Origin of the sequence: Vibrio sp. 1-1(7), from assembly GCF_013048485.1 — a bacterium.
Classification (GTDB): domain Bacteria; phylum Pseudomonadota; class Gammaproteobacteria; order Enterobacterales; family Vibrionaceae; genus Vibrio; species Vibrio fujianensis.
The window spans coordinates 69201-93306 of sequence record NZ_VHSP01000005.1; the positions used below are offsets into that span (position 1 = coordinate 69201).

The following is a 24106-nucleotide window of genomic DNA, read 5'->3' on the forward strand; positions in this document are numbered from 1 at the left end:
CTCTAAATCGCAGGATTGAGGGAAGAGAGTATACTAACCCAATACCCCCATTAAGTTAAAGATAGGAAGGTACATCGCTACGACTAATCCGCCCACCACCACGCCAAGAAAGACAATGATCAATGGTTCTAAAATTTTGCCTAAATTATCTACGGTATTATCCACTTCAAATTCATAAATCGTGGCGATTTTATTGAGCATATCATCCAACTTTCCCGATTCCTCACCAATCATCACCATTTGTAACACCATTTCAGGAAAGGCGTCTGTATTGCGCATGGCGATGTACATGGGCATTCCTGATGCGGTATCACGGTGGACTTGATCAATCGCCGTTTCAAAATGCACATTACCCGCAGTTTTGGCGGTGGTTTTTAAGCTGGCAAGGATAGGGATCCCCGCCGCAAAGCTGGTGGCGAGAGTGCGACTAAATTTGGCGATGGCGGCTTTCGCTAACACCGTACCGATAATCGGTGATTTCAAACTTAGGCGGCTGGTTTTCAGCCGGATTTGAAACGATTTTTTCCGAGCGGTTTTCACGGTCAGATATAAACCAATGCAGAGTAACAAACCGCCTAAGCTATAAGCCTGCACCGCATGAGAGAGTTTAAGGATTTGTTGGGTAAACCAAGGTAGCTCGGCACCAAAGCCTTGGAACATACTTTCAAATTCAGGAATGACCATGGTTAACATTAAATAGGAAACGCCCAAGGCAACCAAAATAACCATACTTGGATAGATCAAGGCTTTGACGACTTTAGCGCGCAATTGTTCACTTTTTTCTCGGTAGGTCGCGAGGCGATCAAAGACTTCGGCTAAATTGCCCGATTGTTCACCCGTTTGGATCAGATCGACGTAGAGTGGGTCAAAGTAACTACTCGCGGTACGCATTGCTTTTGAAATGGGTGTTCCGGCTTCGACGCTCTTGGTTATTTGCGCCAAAATGGACTTCATTTCCGCTTTGCGGTGGTTATCACCGACCAATCTCAACGCTTGAACAATTGGTACGCCGGTGGTCAACATGGTTGATAATTGGCGGGTCAGTAAGGTGATGTCTCTGCCTTTGACTCGATGCGTTAATCGAGTCAGGAATGAAACGCCCCCTTTTTTGATTTTTTTGATCTGAATGTGTTGCTCTTTAAGTTTATCGCGCACTTCTAATTCACTAAGGGCCAGTAATTGACCGGCCACTTTTTTTCCTGAGCTATTAATGCCTTTCCAACGGTAATTTTTCAGTTCATAAGCTTTAGATGAATGCATAACAGATCCATTCCCATCAATTAAAAATAAAGGACACGCTGTAATTCTTGCATGCTGGTGATGCCAAGTTTGAGTTTTTCGATACCGGATTGCTGTAAGGTTTGCATACCATGAGCTTGAGCGATGGCTTCAATCTGACTGATTGAGGCTTTTTGCATAATGGCTTCAGCCAGTTGCGGGTCGAAGGCCATAACTTCATAAATACCAACTCGCCCACTGTAGCCATTGGTGCATTCGTTACAGCCACTGGGACGAGGTCGGTAAATGGTTTGATCGGGCTCTAACATAAATTGTTGTTGCTCAGTCAGGGTGGGCAGATCGGCTTGTTTGCAATGTGGGCATAATCGTCGAGCGAGACGTTGAGCGATGATTAGGCTCAGTGAAGAGGCTAGGTTAAACGGCTCTATGCCCATATTGGCTAAACGAATGACGGTTTCTGCAGCAGAGTTGGTATGCAGGGTCGATAGCACTAAATGGCCGGTCTGGGCGGCTTTAACCGCGATTTCAGCGGTTTCTAAATCGCGGATTTCACCCACCATGACAATGTCGGGGTCTTGACGCAAAAATGAGCGTAGCGCTTGCGCAAAGCCAAAGCCTATTTTGGGTTGCACTTGCACTTGATTAATGCCGGGGAGGTTGATCTCCACCGGATCTTCAGCGGTTGAAATATTGACCTCTTCGGTATTGAGTATGCTTAAACCGGTGTAGAGTGAAACGGTTTTACCGCTGCCCGTTGGCCCGGTCATTAGAATCATCCCCTGTGGCTGTTTTAGCGCATTTAGATAAAGTTGCTTTTGCGTATCGTTATAACCTAATTTATCAATATCTAAGCTGGCACTGCTGCTGTCGAGCAAGCGCAGAACGATTTTTTCTCCCCACAGGGTGGGCAAGGTAGAAACCCGTAGATCGATCGCGGTATCAGTATTTAAGCGCAGTTTTATTCGCCCATCTTGCGGGAGTCGGCGTTCGGCAATATCGAGTTTAGCGAGAATTTTCAGCCGTGCAGCGAGCCGTCGCCCTAAGTGGCTTGCTGGTTGCTGAGTTTGCACTAAAATGCCGTCACAGCGTAGCCGAATACGGTATTGTTGTTCGTAAGGTTCAAAGTGTATATCTGAAGCACCTTTCCGCACCGCATCTAATAAAACTTGGTTGATAAAACGGCTGACTGGGGAGCCATCTTGGCTGAGATCTTCCACCGATTGCTTTTCATCATCCGAGATCTGCACCAAATCGGCCAGCTCATCTTGGCTGATCTCCTTGCCTTGGCTGGTGGCGTGGTCGATGGTGCGGCCATACAATCGACGAATGGCGGCTTGTAGTGCCTTGTAGTCCGCCAGCACTAACTCTACTTGCAGTCCGGTGGCAAAGCGAAATTCATCTTCAATTTGTAGATGAGTGGGGTCAGATACCGCTAAAGTCAGTACTTGCCCATGGCGTTGTAGCGGTAAGGCTTGATATTGGGTGATCAGCTCGCGTAAGCCGAGCTGTTGACACAATGACGGGTAGTCAAAGCGAGTTAAATCGGTTTCAGGTAGACCAAAGATTTGGCTGAGCTGTTCAGTTAAATCATGCGGGTGGAATATACCCAGCGCCAATAAAGCCTCCGGTACGCTGGCACCGGAAGCTTGAATATGGTCGACCACGGCTTGCTCTTGCGTCGGGCTTATGAGTTGAGCCTGACGTAAGATAGCAATAAGGTTGGTAAGCATGGTTAACTATTGGCAACCTTTAGGCGCTTCAGCGTTTGGATTGTTGGTTGGTGTATCATAAGCACATTTCCAACCACCATCTTCTCTTGTATAAGTAAACTTAGCGCCTTCTGCTGAGCCGTTGTTATGCTCAAATTGGATTGTATTATCGTTAGGAATGGTGAGTTCCCCCAAAGAGTTGGCATCGTTTTTTACTCCGAGTGTATCGGTTGTATTTGCTCCACCACTGAGCTTGCCATTTTCCTGAACATAAAGCTCAGCGGGAGTGATAACGGATTTTATGGTAGCAAACCCAGATGCCAACTCACTTTTCGTTACGTAGTCCTTATAGGCGGGAACGGCAATCGCGGATAAAACGCCAATAATTGCGACCACAATCATCAGTTCAATTAAGGTAAAGCCTTGTTGTTGATGGTTTCGATTCTGTTTCATTACACTGTCATCCTCATGGTGTAGTTAAGACCAGCCAAGGATAAGCACAGTGCTAGAGCGAGAGAATGGCTTCACTGACGAGCTTCGAGTCAGATGACGTTTTTGCCTGTTAATAAGCAAAAGGTTACATAAAGTTTGCGAGGGGGTTAAAAAGGCTTAGGAGTTTGTCCTAAGCCTTGAAATACAAGGTTGTTTATTGCTGAATACGCATTGACAAATCTAATGCGGTGATGTGTTTGGTGAGCGCGCCGACTGAGATGTAGTCAATGCCCGTTTCGGCATAATCGCGAATGGTGGCTAAGGTGATATTGCCAGAGTTCTCTAAGGCCGTGCGTCCGGCATTAATTTTGACTGCTTCTCGCATCATCTCAAATGAGAAGTTATCAAGCATGACAATATCCGCACCAGCGTCAATAGCCTCAGATAATTCAGCTAAACTTTCGGTTTCGACTTCCACGGGTTTACCGGGATTGAGCTGTTTGGCGGTGTGAATCGCTTGGGTGATACCACCACAGGCAATGATGTGATTTTCTTTGATTAAATACGCATCAAAAACACCAATTCGATGGTTAAAACCGCCACCACAGGCCACGGCATATTTTAACGCGCTACGTAAGCCCGGAATGGTTTTACGAGTATCGAGTAGCCGACACTGTGTGCCTTGTAACGCCTTGACATACTGCGCGGTGGTGGTAGCACAACCCGACAGCGTTTGAATGAAATTCATCGCATTCCGCTCCCCCGTGAGTAAAATACGGGCAGGCCCACTTAATGTGCAGAGGGTTTGATTGGCGCTCAGAATATCACCGTCTTCAACTTGCCATTCAATGGTGATTTGGCCACCCAATTGTTTAAATACTTCTTCAGCCCACATTTTCCCGCAAAAAACTCCCGCTTCTCGGGTTATCAATGTGGCGCGGCTATGGACATCAGCAGGGATCAAACTGGCGGTGATATCTGCCGCTGCATCAAGGGTTCCACCCAAATCTTCTTTTAAGCTATCAGCCACCGAACGGGCAATGTCTAACGGCAGTTGCTGTTTGAGATAAGCTAAGCGTTGCTGACTATTATGAGGATGTTTCATCGCAAATCATCTTTGGTTGTGGAAGAAAAGGGCATGATACGATCAGTCGCTGCAAAATTCAGCTGTTAATCTCCCATTCTGGTCTTATAAGGGGGGAGCAAAATGGAAAACGTGTCTCTTAAGGGAAATGGTGCAACAGGCCATGATGAGGCGTGATTATCGGTTATACTAGCGGGAAATGGCAAAAACAGACATCCGGATATGATTGATCAATATGGTTGGTATCAAGGGGCGCGGCGAGTTGAATCGCCGTTTTATGATCAAAGGCCAGATGAGCAGGATATTTCACTACTGGTAGTACACAACATTAGCTTGCCGCCGGGGCAATTTGGTGGGCCTTATATTGAGCAGTTTTTTTGTGGCACATTAGAGAGCCAATCGCATCCCTTTTTCAAGGTAATTGAAAAAATGCAAGTCTCGGCGCACTGTTTGATCCGACGAGACGGCGAGGTGGTGCAATTTGTTCCTTTTTCAGCTCGAGCTTGGCATGCAGGGCAATCTGCTTTTGCTGGGCGTGAACGATGTAATGATTACTCTATCGGCATTGAACTTGAAGGGAGTGATTTTATTGCCTATACCCAAGCACAGTATCAAGCATTAATTGAGCTGACAAAACATTTGATCAGGCGTTATCCTGCGTTGACTCGCACCCGAATCACAGGGCATCAATATATTGCGCCAATGCGCAAAACAGACCCTGGGTTAGTCTTCGATTGGCGTTACTTTCTTGCGCAAGTTTCCTCTGAATTCGAACTAGGCGAATAGCTGATATTCGGTGAGGATCTGCTCGACCCAGGTGGCAATTCGTTCATCACTCAGTTCATATTGCGAATCTTCATCGAGCGCTAAGCCAACAAAGTGGCGACCATCTGCGGTAAGTGCTTTGGAGGCTTCAAACTGGTACCCCTGAGTTGGCCAGTAGCCGATCAGTTTAGCTCCGTTCTTCTTGACGGCATCGTGCAGCATCCCCATCGCATCCAGATACCATTCGCCATAACCTTCTTGATCGCCTAAGCCGAATAATGCGACGAACTTGTCGTTTAGCGGTACGCCATCGATGTGATCCCATATCGCGCTCCAATCTTCTTGGATTTCACCAAAGTCCCAAGTGGAAATGCCTAGAATCAACAAGTCATAGTCGCGCATACGAGAAAGCGGCGTTTCTTTGACATTGTGGATATCAAGTAATTCTTCACCAATAATAGCGCGCATTTTTTCTGCTGCCATTTCGGTGTAACAAGTTGTTGAGCCGTAAAATAGACCAATTTTCATAGAATTCATGTTGTTTTTGCTACATGAGAGGAATTCTATACCTAACTGAGCGAAAGATGCCAGAGCCAACCGTCTATGAGTGGCGAAGAATTTATGGTATTAAGTCGAGGTCTATTTCTATCATCATATAACGAGAAGTCGCGGTGTCAGAGCAATTGTCAGTGGATCAAGGACTGGTTGAGCAGTTTTTAGATGCGATGTGGATGGAGCGAGGGTTAGCAGAAAACACCCTAAGCTCGTATCGGAATGATCTTAATAAATTGCTATTTTGGATGCAGCAGCATCACTATCGGTTAGATTTTATTAGCTTAGCTGGATTGCTTGAGTATCAAAGTTGGCTGACGGATCAAAATTACAAACAAACCTCGCGAGCAAGAATGATCTCAGCCATGCGCCGTTTGTTTCAATATTTGCACCGAGAAAAAATTCGCAGTGATGACCCGAGTGCTCTGCTGGTCAGCCCTAAACTACCGCAGCGGTTACCGAAAGATCTCAGCGAAGGGCAAGTTGAAGCCTTATTAAATGCGCCCAATCCCGATGATCCACTTGAGCTACGTGACAAAGCGATGCTTGAGTTATTGTATGCAACGGGGCTAAGGGTGACAGAGCTGGTCTCTTTAACGATGGAAAATATCAGCTTAAGGCAAGGCGTGGTGAGAGTCACCGGCAAAGGGGGAAAGGAGCGTTTAGTTCCAATGGGGGAAAATGCCATAGAATGGATTGAAACTTTTCTTACTCAAGGGCGGTCTCATTTGCTGGGTCAACAGACTTCCGATGTGGTGTTCCCCAGTAAACGTGCCAAACAAATGACTCGGCAAACCTTTTGGCATCGTCTTAAATATTACGCCGTGATTGCTGGTATTGATGTAGAAAAGCTATCACCCCATGTACTGCGTCATGCTTTTGCCACCCATTTATTGAACTATGGGGCAGATTTACGGGTGGTGCAGATGTTGCTGGGGCATAGTGACTTATCTACCACACAAATTTATACTCATGTCGCCACTGAACGACTTAAACAAATACACAGCGAGCACCATCCAAGGGCTTGATAGAAAGGATTTTTTATGAAGGTTTTATACCGCTTACCATTACTGCTGCTAACGATTTTTACAACGGCCTGTTATGCGCAGGATGGGGCGACAGGTATTGATAAAAATGTGTTTGCCAAACGCTTTGCACCATTGGGGCTGGAAGTGCTTTCTGTCACTCCCGCCGATATTACCGGTTTAGTCGAAGTGCAAACACCGGGCGGGGTGGTGTTTGCTTCGGAAGACGGCCAGCATTTTATTGCTGGGACGTTATATGCGCTAAATGATGATGGCAGTTATGTCGATGTGCTGGCCAAGCGCCAAGCGCCGATTAATGCTCAGAAAATAGAGCAGTTAAAATCGAGTATGATTGAATATAAAGCAGCGAATGAGCAATATGTGGTGACGGTCTTTACCGATACCACTTGCGGTTATTGTGTTCGCTTACATAGCCAAATGAAAGAGTATAACGATTTGGGCATTACCGTGCGTTACTTGGCTTATCCTCGTCAAGGCCCTGTTGGGCAAGTGGCGGAGCAAATGGCAGCCATTTGGTGTGCTGACGATCCTAAAGCCGCCATGCACAATGTTAAAATTGAACGGCAATCACCGCGAGCGAAAGGGGATCTTAAACAGTGTCAGCAGACGATTGCTCAGCATTACCAGTTAGGTCGAGAGCTTGGTATTTCTGGAACCCCTGCTATTTTTCTACCCAATGGTGAAATGGTCGGAGGCTATTTGCCTGCCGCTCAACTAAAAAAACGCCTGCAACAGCAGTAAGTATTTTACCCCATCGACTCACTTAGGAAGCAGGCTTGGTTCATCCAAGCCTGATTATTTTTTATGATAGAGATTCAAAGAAGACCTGATCCTGATCTGACTCAGTTGCCAGATTCCATTCCCGATTTGCTTAAGCGAATCTATTTAAATCGAGGCATCACAACCATTAACCAGCTTGAAAAGGCTGCAAAAGCTTTACACTCCTACCGACAACTGCACGGTATTGAGCTGGCGGTTGAATTATTGTTTAACGCGATTCAACAGCAACGGCGCATTATTATAGTTGGCGATTTTGATGCCGATGGCGCAACCAGTTGTGCGTTATCTGTGTTAGCGCTACGCATGCTGGGTTGCCACAATGTCGACTATCTGGTTCCTAACCGTTTTGAAGATGGTTATGGATTAAGCCCAGAAGTGGTTGATCAAGCCTTAGCGCTTGGGGCGGAGATGATCATGACGGTGGATAATGGCGTCTCTTCTATCGAGGGGGTGCGTTATGCCAAACAGCATGGACTGACGGTCTTGGTCACCGATCATCACCTACCGGGGCAGGTATTGCCCGAGGTTGATGCAATGGTCAATCCAAACCTACAGCAGTGTACGTTTCCTTCCAAAGCGTTGGCTGGGGTTGGTGTTGCTTTTTATCTTATGATGGCACTGTGTGTACATATGCGCCAGTCAGGTTGGTTTAAGCAGCAAGGTATCGCTGAACCTAAATTAATGGAGTTGATCGATCTGGTTGCTCTGGGGACGGTTGCTGATGTGGTGCCATTGGATGAAAATAACCGAATCTTAGTTCATCAAGGTCTACAACGCATCAGAGCGGGTAAGGCTCGTCCCGGGATTCAGGCATTGATTGAAGTGGCAAAACGTGACCCTCGTCGATTGATGGCGACCGATTTTGGATTTGCTCTCGGGCCTCGCATTAATGCTGCCGGGCGCTTAGATGATATGTCCTTTGGGGTCGAACTTTTATTGAGTAACAATATTCATGCCGCTCGCCGAATGGCGAATGAATTGGATGCGCTGAATCAAACGCGTAAAGCGATTGAAGAGGGGATGAAACAAGAGGCGTTGGCTTTTTGTGAACGGTTACAATTTGGTGAACATGGCACACTACCGGCTGGTTTAGTGTTATTCCAAAGGGATTGGCATCAAGGGGTTATCGGCATTCTTGCCTCGCGTATTAAAGATAAATACCATCGTCCTGTGATCGCTTTTGCTGAAGGCGGTGAGGGAATCATAAAAGGTTCTTGCCGCTCCATTCCCGGTCTGCATATGCGTGATACCTTAGATAAGATTGATACACAACATCCTGGCTTGATTATCAAATTCGGCGGACATGCGATGGCAGCAGGCTTAACTATCGCTGAGCGGCAATTAGAACATTTTCGCCAGCTATTTGAACAAGTGGTGAATGAACAGCTAGACGCCGCGAGCCTCAAAGGCATCGTACTCAGTGATGGGGAGCTGAAGCCTGAAGAATTCTCTATGCATACCGCGGAAACCTTACGTGCTGGAGGGCCGTGGGGGCAAGCCTTTCCTGAACCGCTATTTGATGGTGAGTTTAAGGTACTTCACCAAAAACTGGTGGGGGAAAAGCATCTTAAGCTTATGTTAGAGCCTTTATTTAAAGGACACCCGACTCATATCATGATCGATGGCATCGCATTTAATGTCGATTTACGCCGCTGGCCAGATGCTTCGGTCAAAACGGTTCACCTGGCTTATAAATTGGACATTAACGAGTTTCGTGGCAACCAATCTTTACAGCTATTGATTGACCATATTGAAGCAAAATAAACCGTCATCGTGATGACTTGAGTGGTGAATTCGTTGAACGCTCAAGTCTATCCCTCTGTTATTGCTTGGTTTTTATAAAATTACCGCTATCTAGCCCGCCATTTCCCCATCTGTGTATTTTTTGTAATTGGTCTTACCAATACTATTGCTGTTTTAGTCTGCTATTGTTATCAGAGTGTTTTGGTTAGACCTGTTCTATGATTTACATCAACTTTCGACTGGACAATTACGTTTTATTTATGTTAATTTCTACCTCAACTTGAAATTGGTATTACCAATTGCCAGCGGTAAAATTAAAGAGAAAAAAAACAATAAATTATGGCTTATCAAAGGATCCGTCAGCCGAAACTTTCTGATGTGATAGAACAAGAATTAGAACGGCTGATTGTGGAAGGAACATTAACGCCGGGTCAGCAACTGCCCCCAGAGCGTGAGCTGGCAAAACAGTTCGATGTTTCTCGACCTTCTGTTCGTGAAGCCATACAGCGTTTAGAAGCCAAGCGCCTTTTAACCCGCCGTCAAGGCGGTGGCACATTTGTTAGTGAGCATATTTGGCAAAGTTTCTCCGATCCTCTGCTAAATTTATTGTCTAGCCACTCAGAAACTCAGTTAGATCTACTCGAAGCGCGTCATGCGTTAGAAGGTATTTCTGCCTATTTCGCTGCATTGCGTGGTACCGATGAAGATTTTGCTCGTATTCAAGCCAGTGTGGTGCGAATTGGACAAATGCAAGAAAAACAAGATGTTGAAGCTGAAGCGGTGAGCGTAATGAAATTTCTGATTGCGATCACCGAAGCGACTCACAATGTCGTGTTATTGCACATCGTTCGTAGTCTCGCACCATTGCTTGAGCAAAATATTCTGCAAAATTTTAAATTATTACATCGCCGCCCCGAAGCGGTCGAGAAAGTAAGTAAGCACCGAGCTAATATCGTGGATGCGATTGTATCTGGCCAGCCAGAAAAGGCACGTGAGATGTCTCATTCACACTTAGCTTATATTGAAGAAACATTGTTGGATTTGACCCGAGAAGAGTCTCGTCGAGAACGTTCTCTGCGCCGTATCCAACAGGGTAATGAGCCGCAATAGCGGTTCATTGCGATTCTAAATAAGTCCAACCAACAGAAGGATAGATCGCCATGTCTGACATGAAGCATGACGTAGATGCACTGGAAACTCAGGAGTGGCTTTCCGCCCTTGAGTCAGTTGTACGTGAAGAAGGCGTAGAGCGTGCGCAATTCTTATTAGAAGAAGTTCTAGAGAAAGCCCGTCTCGATGGCGTTGATATGCCCACTGGTATCAACACAAACTATATCAACACGATTCCGGCCGCCCAAGAGCCCGCTTATCCCGGTGATACCACGATAGAGAAACGTATTCGTTCCATCATTCGTTGGAACGCGATCATGATCGTGTTGCGTGCTTCCAAGAAAGATTTAGATTTGGGTGGGCATATGGCCTCTTTCCAATCTTCCGCCGCATTCTATGAAACCTGCTTCAACCATTTCTTCCGTGCGCCGAATGAGAAGGATGGTGGTGATCTGGTTTATTATCAAGGCCACATTTCTCCGGGGATTTATGCTCGTGCCTTCGTTGAAGGTCGCCTGACTGCTGAACAATTAGACAACTTCCGTCAGGAAGTCGATGGCAAAGGAATTCCTTCTTACCCACACCCGAAATTGATGCCTGAATTCTGGCAATTCCCGACCGTTTCGATGGGGCTTGGTCCTATCGCTTCAATTTATCAAGCGCGTTTCTTGAAATATCTTGAGGGCCGAGGGCTAAAAGATACTTCACAACAACGGGTTTACGCCTTCCTGGGTGATGGTGAGATGGATGAGCCAGAATCACGTGGTGCAATTTCGTTTGCTGCACGTGAGAAGTTGGATAACCTATGTTTCCTTATCAACTGCAACTTGCAGCGTCTTGATGGCCCCGTGATGGGGAACGGTAAGATCATTCAAGAGCTAGAAGGCCTATTTAAAGGCGCTGGCTGGAATGTGGTTAAAGTGATTTGGGGCAATAACTGGGATGCGCTATTAGCGAAAGATACTTCAGGTAAATTATTGCAGCTGATGAACGAAACCATTGATGGCGATTACCAAACGTTTAAAGCGAAAGACGGTGCTTACGTTCGGGAACACTTCTTTGGTAAATATCCAGAGACAGCGGCACTGGTTGCCGATATGACCGATGATGAGATTTTTGCCTTGAAACGTGGCGGTCATGAGCCATCCAAACTGTTTGCTGCATTCAAGAATGCGCAAGAAACGAAAGGCCGCCCAACGGTTATCCTCGCAAAAACCGTCAAAGGTTATGGTATGGGTGATGCGGCAGAAGGCAAAAACATTGCGCACCAAGTGAAGAAAATGGATATGACTCATGTGGTTGCAATGCGTAACCGCCTTGGCCTGCAAGATTTAATTTCAGATGAAGAGGTGAAAAACTTACCTTATCTGAAATTAGAAGAAGGCTCGAAAGAGTTTGAATATCTACACGCTCGCCGCAAAGCTTTGCATGGCTATACGCCACAGCGCCTGCCTAATTTTACTCAAACATTTATTACCCCAGAACTAGCAGAGTTCAAGCCACTGCTTGAAGAGCAAAAACGTGAAATTTCTTCTACCATGGCTTTTGTTCGTACCTTAAATATTCTGCTGAAAGATAAAAATATCGGCCAACATATCGTACCCATTATTGCAGATGAAGCTCGTACCTTTGGTATGGAAGGGCTGTTCCGTCAAATTGGTATTTATAACCCGCATGGGCAAAACTATACCCCACAAGATAGAGACATCGTTTCTTATTATAAAGAAGCGACTTCTGGTCAAGTCTTGCAAGAAGGGATCAACGAATTGGGGGCCATGTCATCATGGGTTGCTGCAGCGACATCATACAGTACCAATGATTTACCTATGATTCCGTTCTACATCTATTACTCGATGTTTGGTTTCCAACGTGTCGGTGATATGGCATGGATGGCCGGTGACCAGCAAGCGCGTGGCTTCCTATTGGGCGCAACAGCAGGCCGAACCACACTAAATGGCGAAGGTTTGCAGCATGAAGATGGTCATTCACATATTTTAGCCAGCACAGTACCAAACTGCGTCTCTTATGACCCAACCTTTGCTTATGAAGTTGCCGTCATCATTCAAGACGGGATTCGTCGTATGTATGGTGAACAAGAAAATGTCTACTACTACTTGACGCTCATGAATGAAAACTACCCAATGCCAGCCATGCCGGAAGGTGCGGAAGAGGGTATTCGTAAAGGTATCTACAAACTAGAAACCTATACTGGCTCAAAAGGCAAGGTTCAATTAATGAGTTCAGGGACTATCATGAATGAAGTGCGCAAAGCGGCGCAAATACTAAGTGAAGAGTTTGGTGTGGCTTCTGATGTTTATTCAGTGACGTCGTTCAACGAATTGGCGCGTGATGGTCAAGCATGTGAGCGTGATGCGATGTTGCATCCTGAGGCGGAAGCGAAAGTCCCTTATATTACCCAAGTGATGGGAACTGAACCAGCAATCGCTGCGACGGATTATATGAAGAACTACGCAGAGCAAGTACGTGCTTACGTGCCAGCGGAGTCTTATAAAGTATTAGGTACAGATGGTTTTGGCCGTTCTGATAGCCGTGAAAACCTACGTCGTCACTTCGAAGTCAATGCGAGTTATGTTGTTGTTGCCGCGCTGAGCGAACTGGCTAAACGTGGTGAATTGGACAAATCAGTAGTGGTTGAAGCGATTAAGAAATTTAACATCGACACTGAAAAAACAAACCCGTTATACGCTTAATTGAAGGTAGGAAAGAATAATGGCAATCGAAATTAATGTACCGGATATTGGTGCGGATGAGGTTGAAGTTACCGAGATCCTTGTCAGCGTTGGCGACAAGGTCGAAGAAGAACAATCATTGATCACGGTTGAAGGTGATAAAGCTTCAATGGAAGTGCCTGCGTCACAAGCAGGGATCGTAAAAGAGATCAAAATCGCTGTCGGTGACAAAGTCACTACTGGTTCTTTGATCATGGTGTTTGACGCTGAAGGTGCCGCGGCAGCAGCTCCTGCGGCTGAGGCTCCTGTTGCTGCGGCTGCTGCTCCTGCTGAACTGAAAGAAGTTCAAGTGCCCGATATTGGTGGTGATGAAGTCGAAGTGACTGAAATCATGGTCGCGGTCGGTGATACGGTGACCGAAGAGCAATCATTGATTACCGTGGAAGGCGACAAAGCCTCGATGGAAGTGCCTGCGCCGTTTGCAGGTACGGTCAAAGAAATCAAAATTGCTGCTGGTGACAAAGTGACCACAGGTTCTTTGATCATGGTCTTTGAAGTGGTTGGTTCAGGCTCTGCGGCTCCAGCGTCTGTGGCTCAAGCAAGCGCTGCTGAAGCTCCTACTACCGCAGCAGAGAAAGATGTTCAAGTGCCCGATATTGGTGGTGATGAAGTTGAAGTAACCGAAATCATGGTTGCGGTTGGCGACATGGTGGAAGAAGAGCAATCATTGATCACCGTTGAAGGCGATAAAGCCTCAATGGAAGTTCCGGCACCGTTTGCAGGGAAAGTGAAAGCGATTAAAGTCGCTACGGGTGACAAAGTTTCTACTGGCTCATTGATCATGGTGTTTGAAGTCGCCGGCGCAGCACCAGCCCAAGTGGCGGTTGCTGCTCCTGTACAAGCTGCTGCACCAAGTGCTGCTGCGGCTGCGCCTGTTGCACAAGTTAGTGCTCCTGCGACCGCAGACTTCCAAGAGAATCATGAATACGCTCATGCCTCGCCAGTGGTTCGCCGTCTGGCACGTGAATTTGGCGTGAACCTAGCGAAAGTAAAAGGTTCGGGTCGTAAGAACCGTATTCTAAAAGAAGACGTTCAGAGCTATGTGAAAGAAGCACTTAAGCGTCTTGAGTCTGGTTCTGCGGCAGCTGCTTCAGGTAAAGGGGATGGCGCGGCACTGGGTCTACTTCCTTGGCCTAAAGTGGACTTTAGCAAGTTTGGTGACACTGAAGTTCAACCACTTTCCCGGATTAAGAAGATTTCAGGTGCTAACCTGCACCGTAACTGGGTGATGATCCCTCATGTCACTCAGTGGGATAACGTGGATATCACGGAGCTGGAAAACTTCCGTAAAGAACAAAATGCCATCGAAGCGAAGAAAGACACCGGAATGAAGATCACTCCATTGGTGTTCATCATGAAAGCGGTGGCTAAAGCACTAGAAGCCTTCCCAGCGTTTAACTCTTCGTTGTCAGAAGATGGCGAAAGCTTAATTCTCAAGAAGTACGTTAACGTGGGGATCGCGGTAGATACACCGAATGGTCTAGTAGTTCCAGTCTTTAAAGATGTTAATAAAAAAGGCATCTATGAGCTTTCAGCCGAGCTTGCTGCAGTCTCGAAAAAGGCGCGCGCTGGTAAGCTGACCGCGGCCGATATGCAAGGCGGTTGTTTTACGATCTCTAGCCTCGGTGGAATTGGTGGTACGGCATTTACGCCAATCGTTAATGCACCAGAAGTGGCAATTTTAGGGGTTTCTAAGTCAGAAATGAAACCGGTGTGGAATGGTAAAGAGTTTGCACCACGTCTACAGCTTCCGTTGTCACTGTCTTACGATCACCGTGTAATTGATGGTGCGGAAGGTGCACGTTTTATCACCTACTTAAATGGCTGCTTAAGTGATATTCGTCGCTTAGTATTATAAGCATGACATAAACAGCAAGGCGGCATTTAGCCGCCTTGATTCACGTATAATCTTGCAATTTGATGATAAAGAATGTTCGGTCATTGAATTGTTGTCTAGCTCACAGGCTAACTGGATTTACTTTTCATACCATTAACATCTCTGTAAACTGTTACGGTTAAAAAGTTATCGATTTAAAGCCATATTGTTTTTAATCTGGCTTTAACTAAATGAGAGAACCCTCCACTCAGCCTGTTAGGGATATTGACTATAAGAGGTCGAAATGAGCAAAGAAATTAAAGCCCAAGTTGTTGTACTGGGTGCCGGTCCTGCTGGTTATTCGGCGGCTTTTCGCTGTGCCGATTTAGGTCTGGATACCGTACTTATCGAGCGTTACAACACGCTTGGCGGCGTGTGTCTCAATGTTGGGTGTATCCCTTCAAAAGCCCTACTTCATGTGGCGAAAGTGATAGAAGAAGCCAAAGCGCTTGCGGAACACGGCATTGTCTTTGGCGAGCCACAAACGGATATTGATAAAATCCGCCTTTGGAAAGAAAAAGTGATTAACCAGTTAACCGGAGGTCTTGGCGGAATGGCTAAGATGCGTAAAGTTAATGTGGTGAACGGTTTTGGTAAGTTTACTGGTCCAAATACCATTCAAGTTGAAGGTGAAGAAGGAACAACCGTCGTTAATTTCGACAACGCGATTATCGCCGCCGGATCCCGTCCGATTAAACTGCCTTTTATTCCCCATGAAGATCCGCGTATTTGGGACTCAACCGATGCTCTGGAACTGAAACAAGTCCCCGGAAAGTTGTTAATCATGGGAGGGGGTATTATCGGTCTAGAAATGGGAACGGTGTATCACGCTCTGGGATCTCAGATCGATGTCGTTGAAATGTTTGATCAAGTCATCCCTGCGGCCGATAAAGACATCGTTAAGGTCTATACCAAACGTATCCAAAACAAATTTAATTTGATGCTTGAAACCAAAGTGACCGCAGTAGAAGCCAAAGAAGATGGCATCTATGTGTCCATGGAAGGTAAAAAAGCACCAGCAGAAGCGGAACGTTATGATGCTGTATTAGTTGCTATTGGCCGTGTTCCTAACGGAAAACTTATGGATGCAGAAAAAGCAGGTTTAGAAGTCGATGAACGTGGCTTTATTCATGTTGATAAGCAAATGCGCACCAATATTCCTCATATTTTTGCGATTGGGGATATTGTCGGACAGCCGATGTTGGCGCATAAAGGCGTACACGAAGGCCATGTTGCTGCTGAAGTGATCGCGGGTAAGAAACATTACTTCGATCCAAAAGTGATTCCTTCTATTGCTTACACTGAACCAGAAGTCGCTTGGGTTGGTAAAACAGAAAAAGAAGCCAAATCTGAAGGCATTAACTATGAAGTGGCGACATTCCCATGGGCAGCCTCAGGGCGAGCCATCGCATCTGACTGTGCAGACGGTATGACGAAACTTATCTTTGATAAAGAGACTCACCGTGTGATTGGTGGTGCAATCGTTGGAACCAATGGTGGGGAACTATTGGGCGAAATCGGTCTGGCTATTGAGATGGGCTGTGATGCTGAAGATATTGCGTTAACTATCCACGCTCACCCAACATTGCATGAATCCGTAGGGCTTGCTGCGGAAGTGTTTGAAGGAACGATCACTGATCTACCCAATGCGAAAGCAAAAAAGAAAAAGTAATTTAGCTTGATAATAAAAAGCCGCTGATTGAACAGCGGCTTTTTTATATCAACAACTTTTTATATCAACAAATAGTTAATGTTTATATCAACAAATAGTTAATGTGTTACGGATTGAGCGCTAAGAGGCAACAGATAACGGTTCTCGATTATAAATACACAACATTGCTAAGTAGTTGTTGGCTAATTTATGGATTTTTTGTCCATCAGGAACTCGATTGGCTTGCACAAAGAGAGAGTAACAAATACCAAGGAATAATATGGCCAGATTTTCAGCATCAAGCTGAGGAGAAACCTCGCCACGTTCGATGGCTTTGACAAACATATTTTTAACTAATAATTGATTGGTCTTATTACTTGAAACAAAAAGAGGCCAAACCTCATCTCGTGTTGAAGCGCTCCACTCAAACCATACTTTGAGCCAGTGGCAGTCATCAATCGCAAGTTGAACCATCGCCGAGGAGATGGTGTGCATATTTTCTTTAGCACTGAGTTCAAGGTCGATATGATCGGTTAAAAAATTAGAGAACTGCCGAACCACAAAGGTGAGTACATCGTCGACTAAGTCCTCACGAGTTGGGAAGTAGTTAAACACGGTAGCGACTGATACTTGGGCAATATCAGCAATATCTGCATGCCCTCCACGACCAATTCCTCGCTTAGCAAACACTTCTAGCGCGATTTCCATCAGTTGCTGTTTACGTTTTTGTGGAGAAAGCCGAGTTCTTGGCCGTTTCTCAATTGATGCGTCCATAGTTAATTTTTCCTTGCCATTTGACGATTTATTGCGTTTTGCCACGCTAATGATTTTTTTATAAGTTGTTTTAGAAACGCTATGAGTGTAATGGTGCATATGTATCAGGTCAATGCTTTATGCCTAAATAATCGCCATATGTAGAAAATGTTTTTTAGATCAATATGTTTTATCGATAAAAGATGTGTTACTGCTAATTTAGATTAATCAATAGGTTGGGTTTGGCTTAAATCGGCGTGGTTGTCGCTTACTTGGATCGAGCGGTAGCAAAGGTTAACACCCATCTTGTGTAATGGTATTATACGCGCCGAACAATTTGGTGGTGTGCCACTTTTGTGTGGTAAACATCGCTCTAACCAACGAGATAGGTATGAAACATACAGTTGAAGTTATGATTTCTGAACAAGAGGTTCAGGAAAGAATTCGTGAGTTAGGTCAACAAATTACTAAGCATTATCAAGGCAGTGAGGATCTAGTTCTCGTCGGTCTTTTACGGGGATCTTTTGTCTTTATGGCAGATTTAGCCCGGGCTATTGAATTGACCCATCAAGTGGATTTTATGACCGCCTCTAGTTATGGGAACAGTATGGAAAGCTCCCGAGATGTCAGAATATTAAAAGATCTGGATGATGATATTAAAGGTAAAGATGTTTTACTGGTCGAGGATATTATTGATACTGGCAACACGCTCAATAAAGTCAAAGATTTCTTATCGTTGCGTGAACCGAAATCAATTAATATCTGCACGTTACTAGATAAACCTTCTCGGCGTGAAGTTCAGGTTGATGTTCAGTGGGTTGGCTTTGAAATTCCGGATGAATTTGTTGTCGGGGTCGGAATTGATTATGCACAAAAATATCGCCATTTACCGTTTATTGGTAAAGTGATTCCGCAGGAATAATCAGTTACGACTGAAAAATGAATGCTCACGATACTCAAACAACTTGCAGTTGCAGGTAGTCGGTAGGTGGGTGAATCCCCATGAGCATAGACAGGCGGTGTGATTGGGGTGAACGAACATGGTTAACACCGCTCTAGCCTCAAGTAATAAGAGTATATGCCCACAAGAGTGGGCATTTTGCTACCCGCTGCTGAATCGTCGTCTACTGGTCGCTGTACGTTGTTTAGAGACCGTTAAATTGAGCCAGTGTTAAATTCAAGCGATACGCCATTTAAAGGCAAATAGTTGATTAACGACATAATAGTTGATGTTGTGGATTTAAAATCTTCTCTAAAGCTTTGAGATAGCTTTCATCGACTAGCTCGCCCGAGTGACAACGAAGGCCGAGATACTCTAGTTTCCCATCTTCAATCCCATAAACGACCCCATGAAGCTCAACATCTTGCCCACGTTGCCAGGCATTTTGCATAATTGTTGAGTTACCTAAGTTGTACATTTGCTCTGCTACATTAAGCTCTGCGAGCTTATCAGAGCGATCTTGCTCAGGCATTGCTTCTAAGTAGGCACGGTGTTTAAAGTAGAGATCGCGAATATGCAACAGCCAATTATTAATTAGGCCTAATTGAGGGTTATCAATTGCTGCGGTCACACCGCCACAGCCATAGTGACCACAAATAATAATATGTTTGACCTTAAGTACATCCACCGCATATTGCACGACCGATAAGCAGTTTAAATCGGTATGGATCACTTGGTTAGCCACATTACGGTGAACAAATAACTCTCCTGAATAAAGTCCGGTTAGCCTTTCAGCTGGCACTCGGCTGTCTGAGCAACCAATCCATAAAAAATCAGGATTTTGCCCTTTAGCCAGCTTGGCAAAATATTCGGGACGTTCAGCCTTAATGGATTCAGACCAACGTGAGTTATTTTCAAAAAGCTGTTTTAGTTCTGGCATCTTACTTCCCTTAAAATTTAACAATAGCTCAATTGCGCCCATAGCAATACGCAAGAATAGCACTGACTATACACAATGTTACAAATTCCTTCCCTGATAAAATGCCGAAATATCCACTCATCTGACGAGTTTCAGTGATAAAAAATCATACACTGCAATGATTCAAGGAGTGATGATGTCAATAAAGCTTTGGCTGTATGTGAATTAATGGTGAATATTTGCAGCAGTTATTTATTATAATTAAGACATTTATTTTTAGTATGAAGGAAATTATGGTGTTTAGAGGCCGTTTTGCCGATATCGATCTAAAAGGTGACCTATTCGGGGGAGTGACCACTGCGATTATTTCATTACCTCTGGCTTTAGCATTTGGGGTCGCGTCTGGAGCGGGTGCTGAAGCTGGGCTTTGGGGAGCTATACTGGTGGGGCTATTTGCCGCTCTATTCGGGGGTTCATCCACCTTGATTTCTGAACCGACTGGGCCAATGACGGTGATTATGACCGCTATTTTAACCAGCATGATGGCTCGTTATCCTGAAACTGGGTTTGCTGTTAGCTTTACTGTTGTCATGATGGCGGGAGCGTTTCAGATTTTACTGGGCACCCTAAAGCTTGGAAAATATATTACCTTAATGCCTTATAGCGTGATTTCAGGTTTTATGTCTGGCATTGGAGTGATCTTAATTGTCCTGCAGTTGTCACCGCTACTTGGTCAAGCCACGCCTGCTGGGGGAGTGATGGGGACGCTAACCGCGTTACCTGAAATCATTAATCAGATGAAGATCAGTGAGCTGTTTTTGGGGATGTTAACCTTAGGCATTTTATTTTTTCTTCCCACTCAATATCGCAAACAAGTGCCTGTCCAGTTGATCGCGTTAGTCGCTGTCACGCTGATTTCGCTATTGTTATTTGATCGCGATGAGATTCGTCGCATTGGGGTTATTGCTGCTGGTTTACCTTCTTTTGTTATCCCAACATTGAATGGTGAGATGTTCACGAATATGGTCATCGACGCACTTGTGCTTGGTACACTCGGCAGTATTGATACTTTGCTCACCGCGGTGATTGGTGATTCTCTGACCCGCAAAGAGCATGACTCAGACAAAGAGCTGCGAGGACAAGGCATTGCTAATATGATCGCTGGCTTATTTGGTGCGTTACCTGGGGCTGGTGCCACGATGGGGACGGTAACAAATATTCAAATCGGTGCACGTTCTCCACTCTCTGGCGTGGTACGCGCCTTAATACTGGCCTTGGTCGTCCTTGTGGCGGGAGAATTAACCGAACCGATTCCAATGGCTGTATTAGCTGGAATTGCGGTGTATGTCGGTTTTAATATTCTTGATTGGAGTTTTATCCAACGTGCGCATAAAGTCAGTATGCAAGGGATGGCGATCATGTACGGCGTGATGCTATTAACCGTATTTGTTGATTTAATTGTTGCGGTAGGGTTGGGAGTTTTTATTTCAAATATTTTGATTATTGAACGCTTGAGTCGCGAGCAAGCACGGCAAGTAAAAGCCATCAGTGATGCAGATGGTAATGATGTCCCATTAACCGATAGTGAAAGAGCTTTACTGGATCAAGCGAATGGGAAGGTGCTGTTTTTTTATTTATCGGGGCCGATGATTTTTAGTGTTTCGAAAGCCATTGCTCGTCAACATCATCGTATTGGTGATTATGAAGCGATGATTTTAGATCTGACCGATGTCCCCATGATTGATGTAACGGTTGGTCTAGCTTTAGAAAATGCGATTAACGATGCGTTGGATGCTCACTGTACGGTCTATCTGCTTTGCCCTAATATTGATACCAAACAGCAATTAGAAAAGTTTCATATTTTGCGATTGGTGTCGGCTGATAAAACATTTTCCTTCCGCTATGAAGCGCTCAACGCTGCGGTTAAACATGTTAACCCCGCATCATGATAAAGGGTAAAAACGCAGATCGTTGGATCTGCGTTTTTTATTTCATCAATTTCTAATGTTGGGTTGAAAAACCGGATCTTCAGCAGCACATTGAACAAGTGGCGATCACAAAGAGTGAACCTTGGAATGTATGCATTAGAAATAGAACAATTAAGAAAAACTTACTCAGGCGGGTTTGAAGCGCTGAAAGGCGTGAGCTTACAGGTTGAAAAAGGTGATTTTTACGCACTGCTTGGCCCCAATGGGGCGGGAAAATCCACTACAATTGGAATTATTTCCTCGCTGGTTAATAAAACCTCCGGTACGGTTAAAGTGTTTGGCTTTAATATCGATGATGATCTGGAAATTGCGAAACAACATATTGGCTTAGTGCCACAAGAATTTAACTTTAATCCTTTTGAAACGGTAGAGCAGATTGTCATTCAACAAGCGGGTTATTATGGGGTTGGCAAGTCATTAGCAAAAGAGCGGGCCAAAACGTATCTGACTCAGCTAGATCTCTGGGACAAACGTAAAGAGCGAGCTCGTAATCTGTCAGGAGGGATGAAGCGTCGTTTGATGATTGCCCGAGCCTTAATGCATGAACCTCAACTTTTGATCCTCGATGAACCTACTGCTGGGGTTGATATTGAGCTACGTCGCTCAATGTGGGCATTTTTAAAGCAGATCAATCAACAAGGCATCACCATTATTCTCACGACTCATTATCTTGAAGAAGCGGAAATGCTGTGTCGTCATATTGGTATTATTAATCGCGGAGAGCTGATTGAAAATACCACAATGAAAGGCTTATTGAGTCAGTTAAGAGTTGAAACTTTTATTTTAGATATTGATGACGAAAGCCGATTACAGCCCCTAAGCGATGTAATTTCTCAGCGGATCGTTGAGGGATCATTAGAGATTGAGTTAGAAAAAAGCCAAGGGTTGAATGCGGTGTTTAGTCAATTGACTCAACAAGGCATTCAGGTGCTTTCTATGCGTAACAAAGCGAACCGTTTAGAAGAGTTATTTGTGAGTATCGTTCGTGATCAGAGTCAGGAGGAGGCGTAATGTACGCGGTATATTGGACTGCTTTTGGCAGCTTGTTACGTAAAGAAATCACTCGTTTCACCCGGATTTGGGTGCAAACATTGGTGCCACCGGTCATTACCATGAGCTTATATTTTGTCATTTTTGGTAATTTGATTGGCTCTCGTATCGGCCAGATGAATGGTTTTAGCTATATGGAATACATTGTTCCCGGCTTGATTATGATGTCGGTGATCACCAACTCGTACTCTAACGTGGCGTCTTCTTTTTTTAGTGCTAAATTTCAGAAAAATATTGAAGAACTCTTGGTCGCTCCAGTCCCGAATTATGTCATTATTGCCGGATATGTGATGGGCGGGGTGACTCGGGGATTATTGGTCGGCGCATTAGTGACCACCGTTTCACTGTTATTTGTTGATTTAACGGTGGATCATTGGGGGATAATTGGTGCCACCGTTTTTTTAACCTCAGTTGTTTTTGCGTTAGGCGGTTTAATCAATGCGATATTTGCTCGGACATTTGATGATATTTCTATCATACCAACCTTTGTTCTAACGCCGTTGACCTATTTAGGTGGGGTGTTTTACTCGATCAGTTTATTACCAGATTTTTGGCAAGGTGTTTCGAAAATTAACCCGATTGTGTATATGGTGAATGCGTTTCGCTATGGATTCTTAGGGGTATCGGATGTCGATATTGTGACGTCATTTAGTGTATTGGGCATCTTTGTTGTTATGCTTTATGCCATTGCACATTATTTGATTAGCAAAGGAAAGGGGCTACGCAGTTAAGCCGAGTTTGAGATGAGAGTAATACGACTCCTCTGAAAAACAAAAAGGCCATTCTTCGCTGAGCGGGAATGGCCTTTTTTATCTTAACCGTAAGCCGTTGTACTATTGCTCTTCAGTACTCTCTTTATTATCGCCAGAGAGATCAAGTACCTGGTTATCAATTAAACGAACTTTACCTAAATAAGCCGCAATTAAAATCACGGCTTGCTTGCTTTCAGTATTGATAGGTTGCAAGGTTTGTGCATCACGAATAAAGATTTCATCTGGCTCAATATCTGCAGCGCGTAGTTGATCGATCGCATCTTCAATAATCGAGGCGTAGTCGTCTCGGCCACCTCGGATGGCACTGCTCATCCAGCGCATGGTTCTAGCGAGCACTGGTGCTCGCTGGCGCTCATCGATAGTCAGTAAACTGTTGCGAGAGCTCATGGCCAACCCATCCATTTCTCGTACCGTCGCAACACCGACAATGTCAATATCCAAACACAGATCGTTCACCATCTGACGAATAACCGCTAATTGTTGGAAATCTTTCTCTCCGAAGCAGGCAATATTCGGCTGCACAATATGAAATAACTTGCTAACAATCGTTGTAACACCACGGAAATGACCCGGACGTGAGGCTCCTTCAAGCATATGTGAAAGCCCAGGAACTTCGACAAAGGTCTGTTTATCCAACCCATTTGGATACATAACTTCAGGCGTTGGGGTAAAGACGAGATCAACCCCTTCACTGTTTAATTTGCTTAGATCCTCATCCAGCGTGCGCGGATAGTTATTGAGATCCTCACTGCGATCAAATTGCATTGGATTAACAAAAATACTGACCACAACAATATCGGCCAGCTCGCGTGCTTTACGAACTAAGGTCAAATGACCTTCGTGTAAATTGCCCATGGTTGGAACAAAAGCCACTTGGCGACCATCACGCTTATACTGTTTGATCTGCTCACGGAGAGCTGAAATATCAGCAAAAGTCTGCATGGAG

The 24106-nt window shown here is 45.0% G+C and carries 20 protein-coding genes; 12 read left to right on the forward strand and 8 right to left on the reverse strand.

Annotated features, from left to right (window positions below; genetic code table 11):
- Positions 1–33: 33 nt before the first annotated feature.
- The 4 genes from FKN05_RS14305 to nadC form a co-directional block, all read right to left on the reverse strand.
- On the reverse strand, positions 34–1260 hold the full coding sequence (locus FKN05_RS14305) for a type II secretion system F family protein (protein ID WP_099610577.1): 1227 nt from the start codon (positions 1258–1260) through the stop codon (positions 34–36).
- 20 nt (positions 1261–1280) lie between these two features.
- Positions 1281–2969, reverse strand: coding sequence for a type IV-A pilus assembly ATPase PilB (pilB, locus tag FKN05_RS14310; RefSeq protein ID WP_170887804.1), 1689 nt, complete (start codon positions 2967–2969; stop codon positions 1281–1283).
- Between the two features lie 6 nt (positions 2970–2975).
- Positions 2976–3401 carry a pilin gene (locus FKN05_RS14315; RefSeq protein ID WP_170887805.1) on the reverse strand — a complete coding sequence of 142 codons (426 nt, stop codon included), beginning with the start codon at positions 3399–3401 and terminating at the stop codon, positions 2976–2978.
- A gap of 193 nt (positions 3402–3594) precedes the next feature.
- Positions 3595–4485: a carboxylating nicotinate-nucleotide diphosphorylase gene (gene nadC, locus FKN05_RS14320; RefSeq protein ID WP_099610580.1), complete on the reverse strand. Its 891-nt coding sequence runs from the start codon at positions 4483–4485 to the stop codon at positions 3595–3597.
- 201 nt (positions 4486–4686) lie between these two features.
- On the opposite strand from nadC, the gene ampD reads away from it, so the two are divergent.
- Positions 4687–5250 carry a 1,6-anhydro-N-acetylmuramyl-L-alanine amidase AmpD gene (gene ampD / locus FKN05_RS14325; protein ID WP_161427155.1) on the forward strand — a complete coding sequence of 188 codons (564 nt, stop codon included), beginning with the start codon at positions 4687–4689 and terminating at the stop codon, positions 5248–5250.
- Here ampD and fldB read toward each other — a convergent pair.
- On the reverse strand, positions 5239–5757 hold the full coding sequence (gene fldB, locus FKN05_RS14330; RefSeq protein WP_099610581.1) for a flavodoxin FldB: 519 nt from the start codon (positions 5755–5757) through the stop codon (positions 5239–5241). The two genes, ampD and fldB, sit on opposite strands and share 12 nt — an antisense overlap.
- A 143-nt stretch (positions 5758–5900) precedes the next feature.
- Here fldB and xerD point away from each other — a divergent pair, with 143 nt between their 5' ends.
- The 7 genes from xerD (at position 5901) to lpdA (ending at position 16758) form a co-directional block, all read left to right on the forward strand.
- Complete coding sequence (gene xerD / locus FKN05_RS14335) at positions 5901–6809, forward strand: site-specific tyrosine recombinase XerD (protein ID WP_099610582.1); 909 nt, start codon at positions 5901–5903, stop codon at positions 6807–6809.
- A 15-nt stretch (positions 6810–6824) separates the two neighbouring features.
- Positions 6825–7568: a bifunctional protein-disulfide isomerase/oxidoreductase DsbC gene (gene dsbC / locus FKN05_RS14340; RefSeq protein ID WP_099610583.1), complete on the forward strand. Its 744-nt coding sequence runs from the start codon at positions 6825–6827 to the stop codon at positions 7566–7568.
- A 63-nt stretch (positions 7569–7631) separates the two neighbouring features.
- A complete protein-coding gene (gene recJ / locus FKN05_RS14345; protein WP_170887806.1) occupies positions 7632–9371 on the forward strand; it encodes a single-stranded-DNA-specific exonuclease RecJ in 1740 nt (579 codons plus the stop codon).
- 318 nt (positions 9372–9689) lie between these two features.
- Positions 9690–10460, forward strand: a complete 771-nt coding sequence (gene pdhR, locus FKN05_RS14350) for a pyruvate dehydrogenase complex transcriptional repressor PdhR (RefSeq protein ID WP_099610585.1) — start codon at positions 9690–9692, stop codon at positions 10458–10460.
- Between the two features lie 50 nt (positions 10461–10510).
- Positions 10511–13171: a pyruvate dehydrogenase (acetyl-transferring), homodimeric type gene (aceE, locus tag FKN05_RS14355; RefSeq protein WP_099610586.1), complete on the forward strand. Its 2661-nt coding sequence runs from the start codon at positions 10511–10513 to the stop codon at positions 13169–13171.
- A 19-nt stretch (positions 13172–13190) separates the two neighbouring features.
- Positions 13191–15068: a pyruvate dehydrogenase complex dihydrolipoyllysine-residue acetyltransferase gene (aceF, locus tag FKN05_RS14360; protein ID WP_099610587.1), complete on the forward strand. Its 1878-nt coding sequence runs from the start codon at positions 13191–13193 to the stop codon at positions 15066–15068.
- A 262-nt stretch (positions 15069–15330) separates the two neighbouring features.
- Positions 15331–16758 (forward strand): dihydrolipoyl dehydrogenase, encoded by a 1428-nt coding sequence (lpdA, locus tag FKN05_RS14365; RefSeq protein ID WP_099610588.1) that lies wholly within the window; start codon positions 15331–15333, stop codon positions 16756–16758.
- A gap of 120 nt (positions 16759–16878) precedes the next feature.
- On the opposite strand, the gene FKN05_RS14370 is transcribed toward lpdA, so the two are convergent.
- Positions 16879–17511, reverse strand: a complete 633-nt coding sequence (locus tag FKN05_RS14370; protein WP_099610589.1) for a LuxR/HapR/OpaR family quorum-sensing transcriptional regulator — start codon at positions 17509–17511, stop codon at positions 16879–16881.
- Between the two features lie 370 nt (positions 17512–17881).
- Here FKN05_RS14370 and hpt point away from each other — a divergent pair, with 370 nt between their 5' ends.
- Positions 17882–18412, forward strand: coding sequence for a hypoxanthine phosphoribosyltransferase (gene hpt / locus FKN05_RS14375; protein WP_099610590.1), 531 nt, complete (start codon positions 17882–17884; stop codon positions 18410–18412).
- Between the two features lie 289 nt (positions 18413–18701).
- On the opposite strand, the gene can is transcribed toward hpt, so the two are convergent.
- Complete coding sequence (gene can / locus FKN05_RS14380; RefSeq protein WP_099610591.1) at positions 18702–19370, reverse strand: carbonate dehydratase; 669 nt, start codon at positions 19368–19370, stop codon at positions 18702–18704.
- A 272-nt stretch (positions 19371–19642) separates the two neighbouring features.
- On the opposite strand from can, the gene FKN05_RS14385 reads away from it, so the two are divergent.
- From FKN05_RS14385 to FKN05_RS14395, 3 genes are all read left to right on the forward strand, one after another.
- A complete protein-coding gene (locus FKN05_RS14385; protein WP_161427687.1) occupies positions 19643–21298 on the forward strand; it encodes a SulP family inorganic anion transporter in 1656 nt (551 codons plus the stop codon).
- 126 nt (positions 21299–21424) lie between these two features.
- Positions 21425–22348 (forward strand): ABC transporter ATP-binding protein, encoded by a 924-nt coding sequence (locus FKN05_RS14390; protein WP_099610593.1) that lies wholly within the window; start codon positions 21425–21427, stop codon positions 22346–22348.
- Positions 22348–23118 (forward strand): ABC transporter permease, encoded by a 771-nt coding sequence (locus FKN05_RS14395; protein WP_099610594.1) that lies wholly within the window; start codon positions 22348–22350, stop codon positions 23116–23118. Before FKN05_RS14390 ends, FKN05_RS14395 begins: the two co-directional genes overlap by 1 nt.
- 102 nt (positions 23119–23220) lie before the next feature.
- Here FKN05_RS14395 and panC read toward each other — a convergent pair whose 3' ends face one another.
- A complete protein-coding gene (gene panC, locus FKN05_RS14400) occupies positions 23221–24102 on the reverse strand; it encodes a pantoate--beta-alanine ligase (RefSeq protein WP_161427686.1) in 882 nt (293 codons plus the stop codon).
- Positions 24103–24106 lie beyond the last annotated feature (4 nt).

Bases quoted from the DNA above. Each gene is read 5' to 3' on its own strand.
- FKN05_RS14305 (WP_099610577.1), bottom strand. From the start codon at position 1,260: ATGCATTCATCTAAAGCTTATGAACTGAAAAATTACCGTTGGAAAGGC.
- pilB (WP_170887804.1), bottom strand. From the start codon at position 2,969: ATGCTTACCAACCTTATTGCTATCTTACGTCAGGCTCAACTCATAAGC.
- FKN05_RS14315 (WP_170887805.1), bottom strand. From the start codon at position 3,401: ATGAAACAGAATCGAAACCATCAACAACAAGGCTTTACCTTAATTGAA.
- nadC (WP_099610580.1), bottom strand. From the start codon at position 4,485: ATGAAACATCCTCATAATAGTCAGCAACGCTTAGCTTATCTCAAACAG.
- ampD (WP_161427155.1), top strand. From the start codon at position 4,687: ATGATTGATCAATATGGTTGGTATCAAGGGGCGCGGCGAGTTGAATCG.
- fldB (WP_099610581.1), bottom strand. From the start codon at position 5,757: ATGAAAATTGGTCTATTTTACGGCTCAACAACTTGTTACACCGAAATG.
- dsbC (WP_099610583.1), top strand. From the start codon at position 6,825: ATGAAGGTTTTATACCGCTTACCATTACTGCTGCTAACGATTTTTACA.
- recJ (WP_170887806.1), top strand. From the start codon at position 7,632: ATGATAGAGATTCAAAGAAGACCTGATCCTGATCTGACTCAGTTGCCA.
- pdhR (WP_099610585.1), top strand. From the start codon at position 9,690: ATGGCTTATCAAAGGATCCGTCAGCCGAAACTTTCTGATGTGATAGAA.
- aceE (WP_099610586.1), top strand. From the start codon at position 10,511: ATGTCTGACATGAAGCATGACGTAGATGCACTGGAAACTCAGGAGTGG.
- aceF (WP_099610587.1), top strand. From the start codon at position 13,191: ATGGCAATCGAAATTAATGTACCGGATATTGGTGCGGATGAGGTTGAA.
- lpdA (WP_099610588.1), top strand. From the start codon at position 15,331: ATGAGCAAAGAAATTAAAGCCCAAGTTGTTGTACTGGGTGCCGGTCCT.
- FKN05_RS14370 (WP_099610589.1), bottom strand. From the start codon at position 17,511: ATGGACGCATCAATTGAGAAACGGCCAAGAACTCGGCTTTCTCCACAA.
- hpt (WP_099610590.1), top strand. From the start codon at position 17,882: ATGAAACATACAGTTGAAGTTATGATTTCTGAACAAGAGGTTCAGGAA.
- can (WP_099610591.1), bottom strand. From the start codon at position 19,370: ATGCCAGAACTAAAACAGCTTTTTGAAAATAACTCACGTTGGTCTGAA.
- FKN05_RS14385 (WP_161427687.1), top strand. From the start codon at position 19,643: ATGGTGTTTAGAGGCCGTTTTGCCGATATCGATCTAAAAGGTGACCTA.
- FKN05_RS14390 (WP_099610593.1), top strand. From the start codon at position 21,425: ATGTATGCATTAGAAATAGAACAATTAAGAAAAACTTACTCAGGCGGG.
- FKN05_RS14395 (WP_099610594.1), top strand. From the start codon at position 22,348: ATGTACGCGGTATATTGGACTGCTTTTGGCAGCTTGTTACGTAAAGAA.
- panC (WP_161427686.1), bottom strand. From the start codon at position 24,102: ATGCAGACTTTTGCTGATATTTCAGCTCTCCGTGAGCAGATCAAACAG.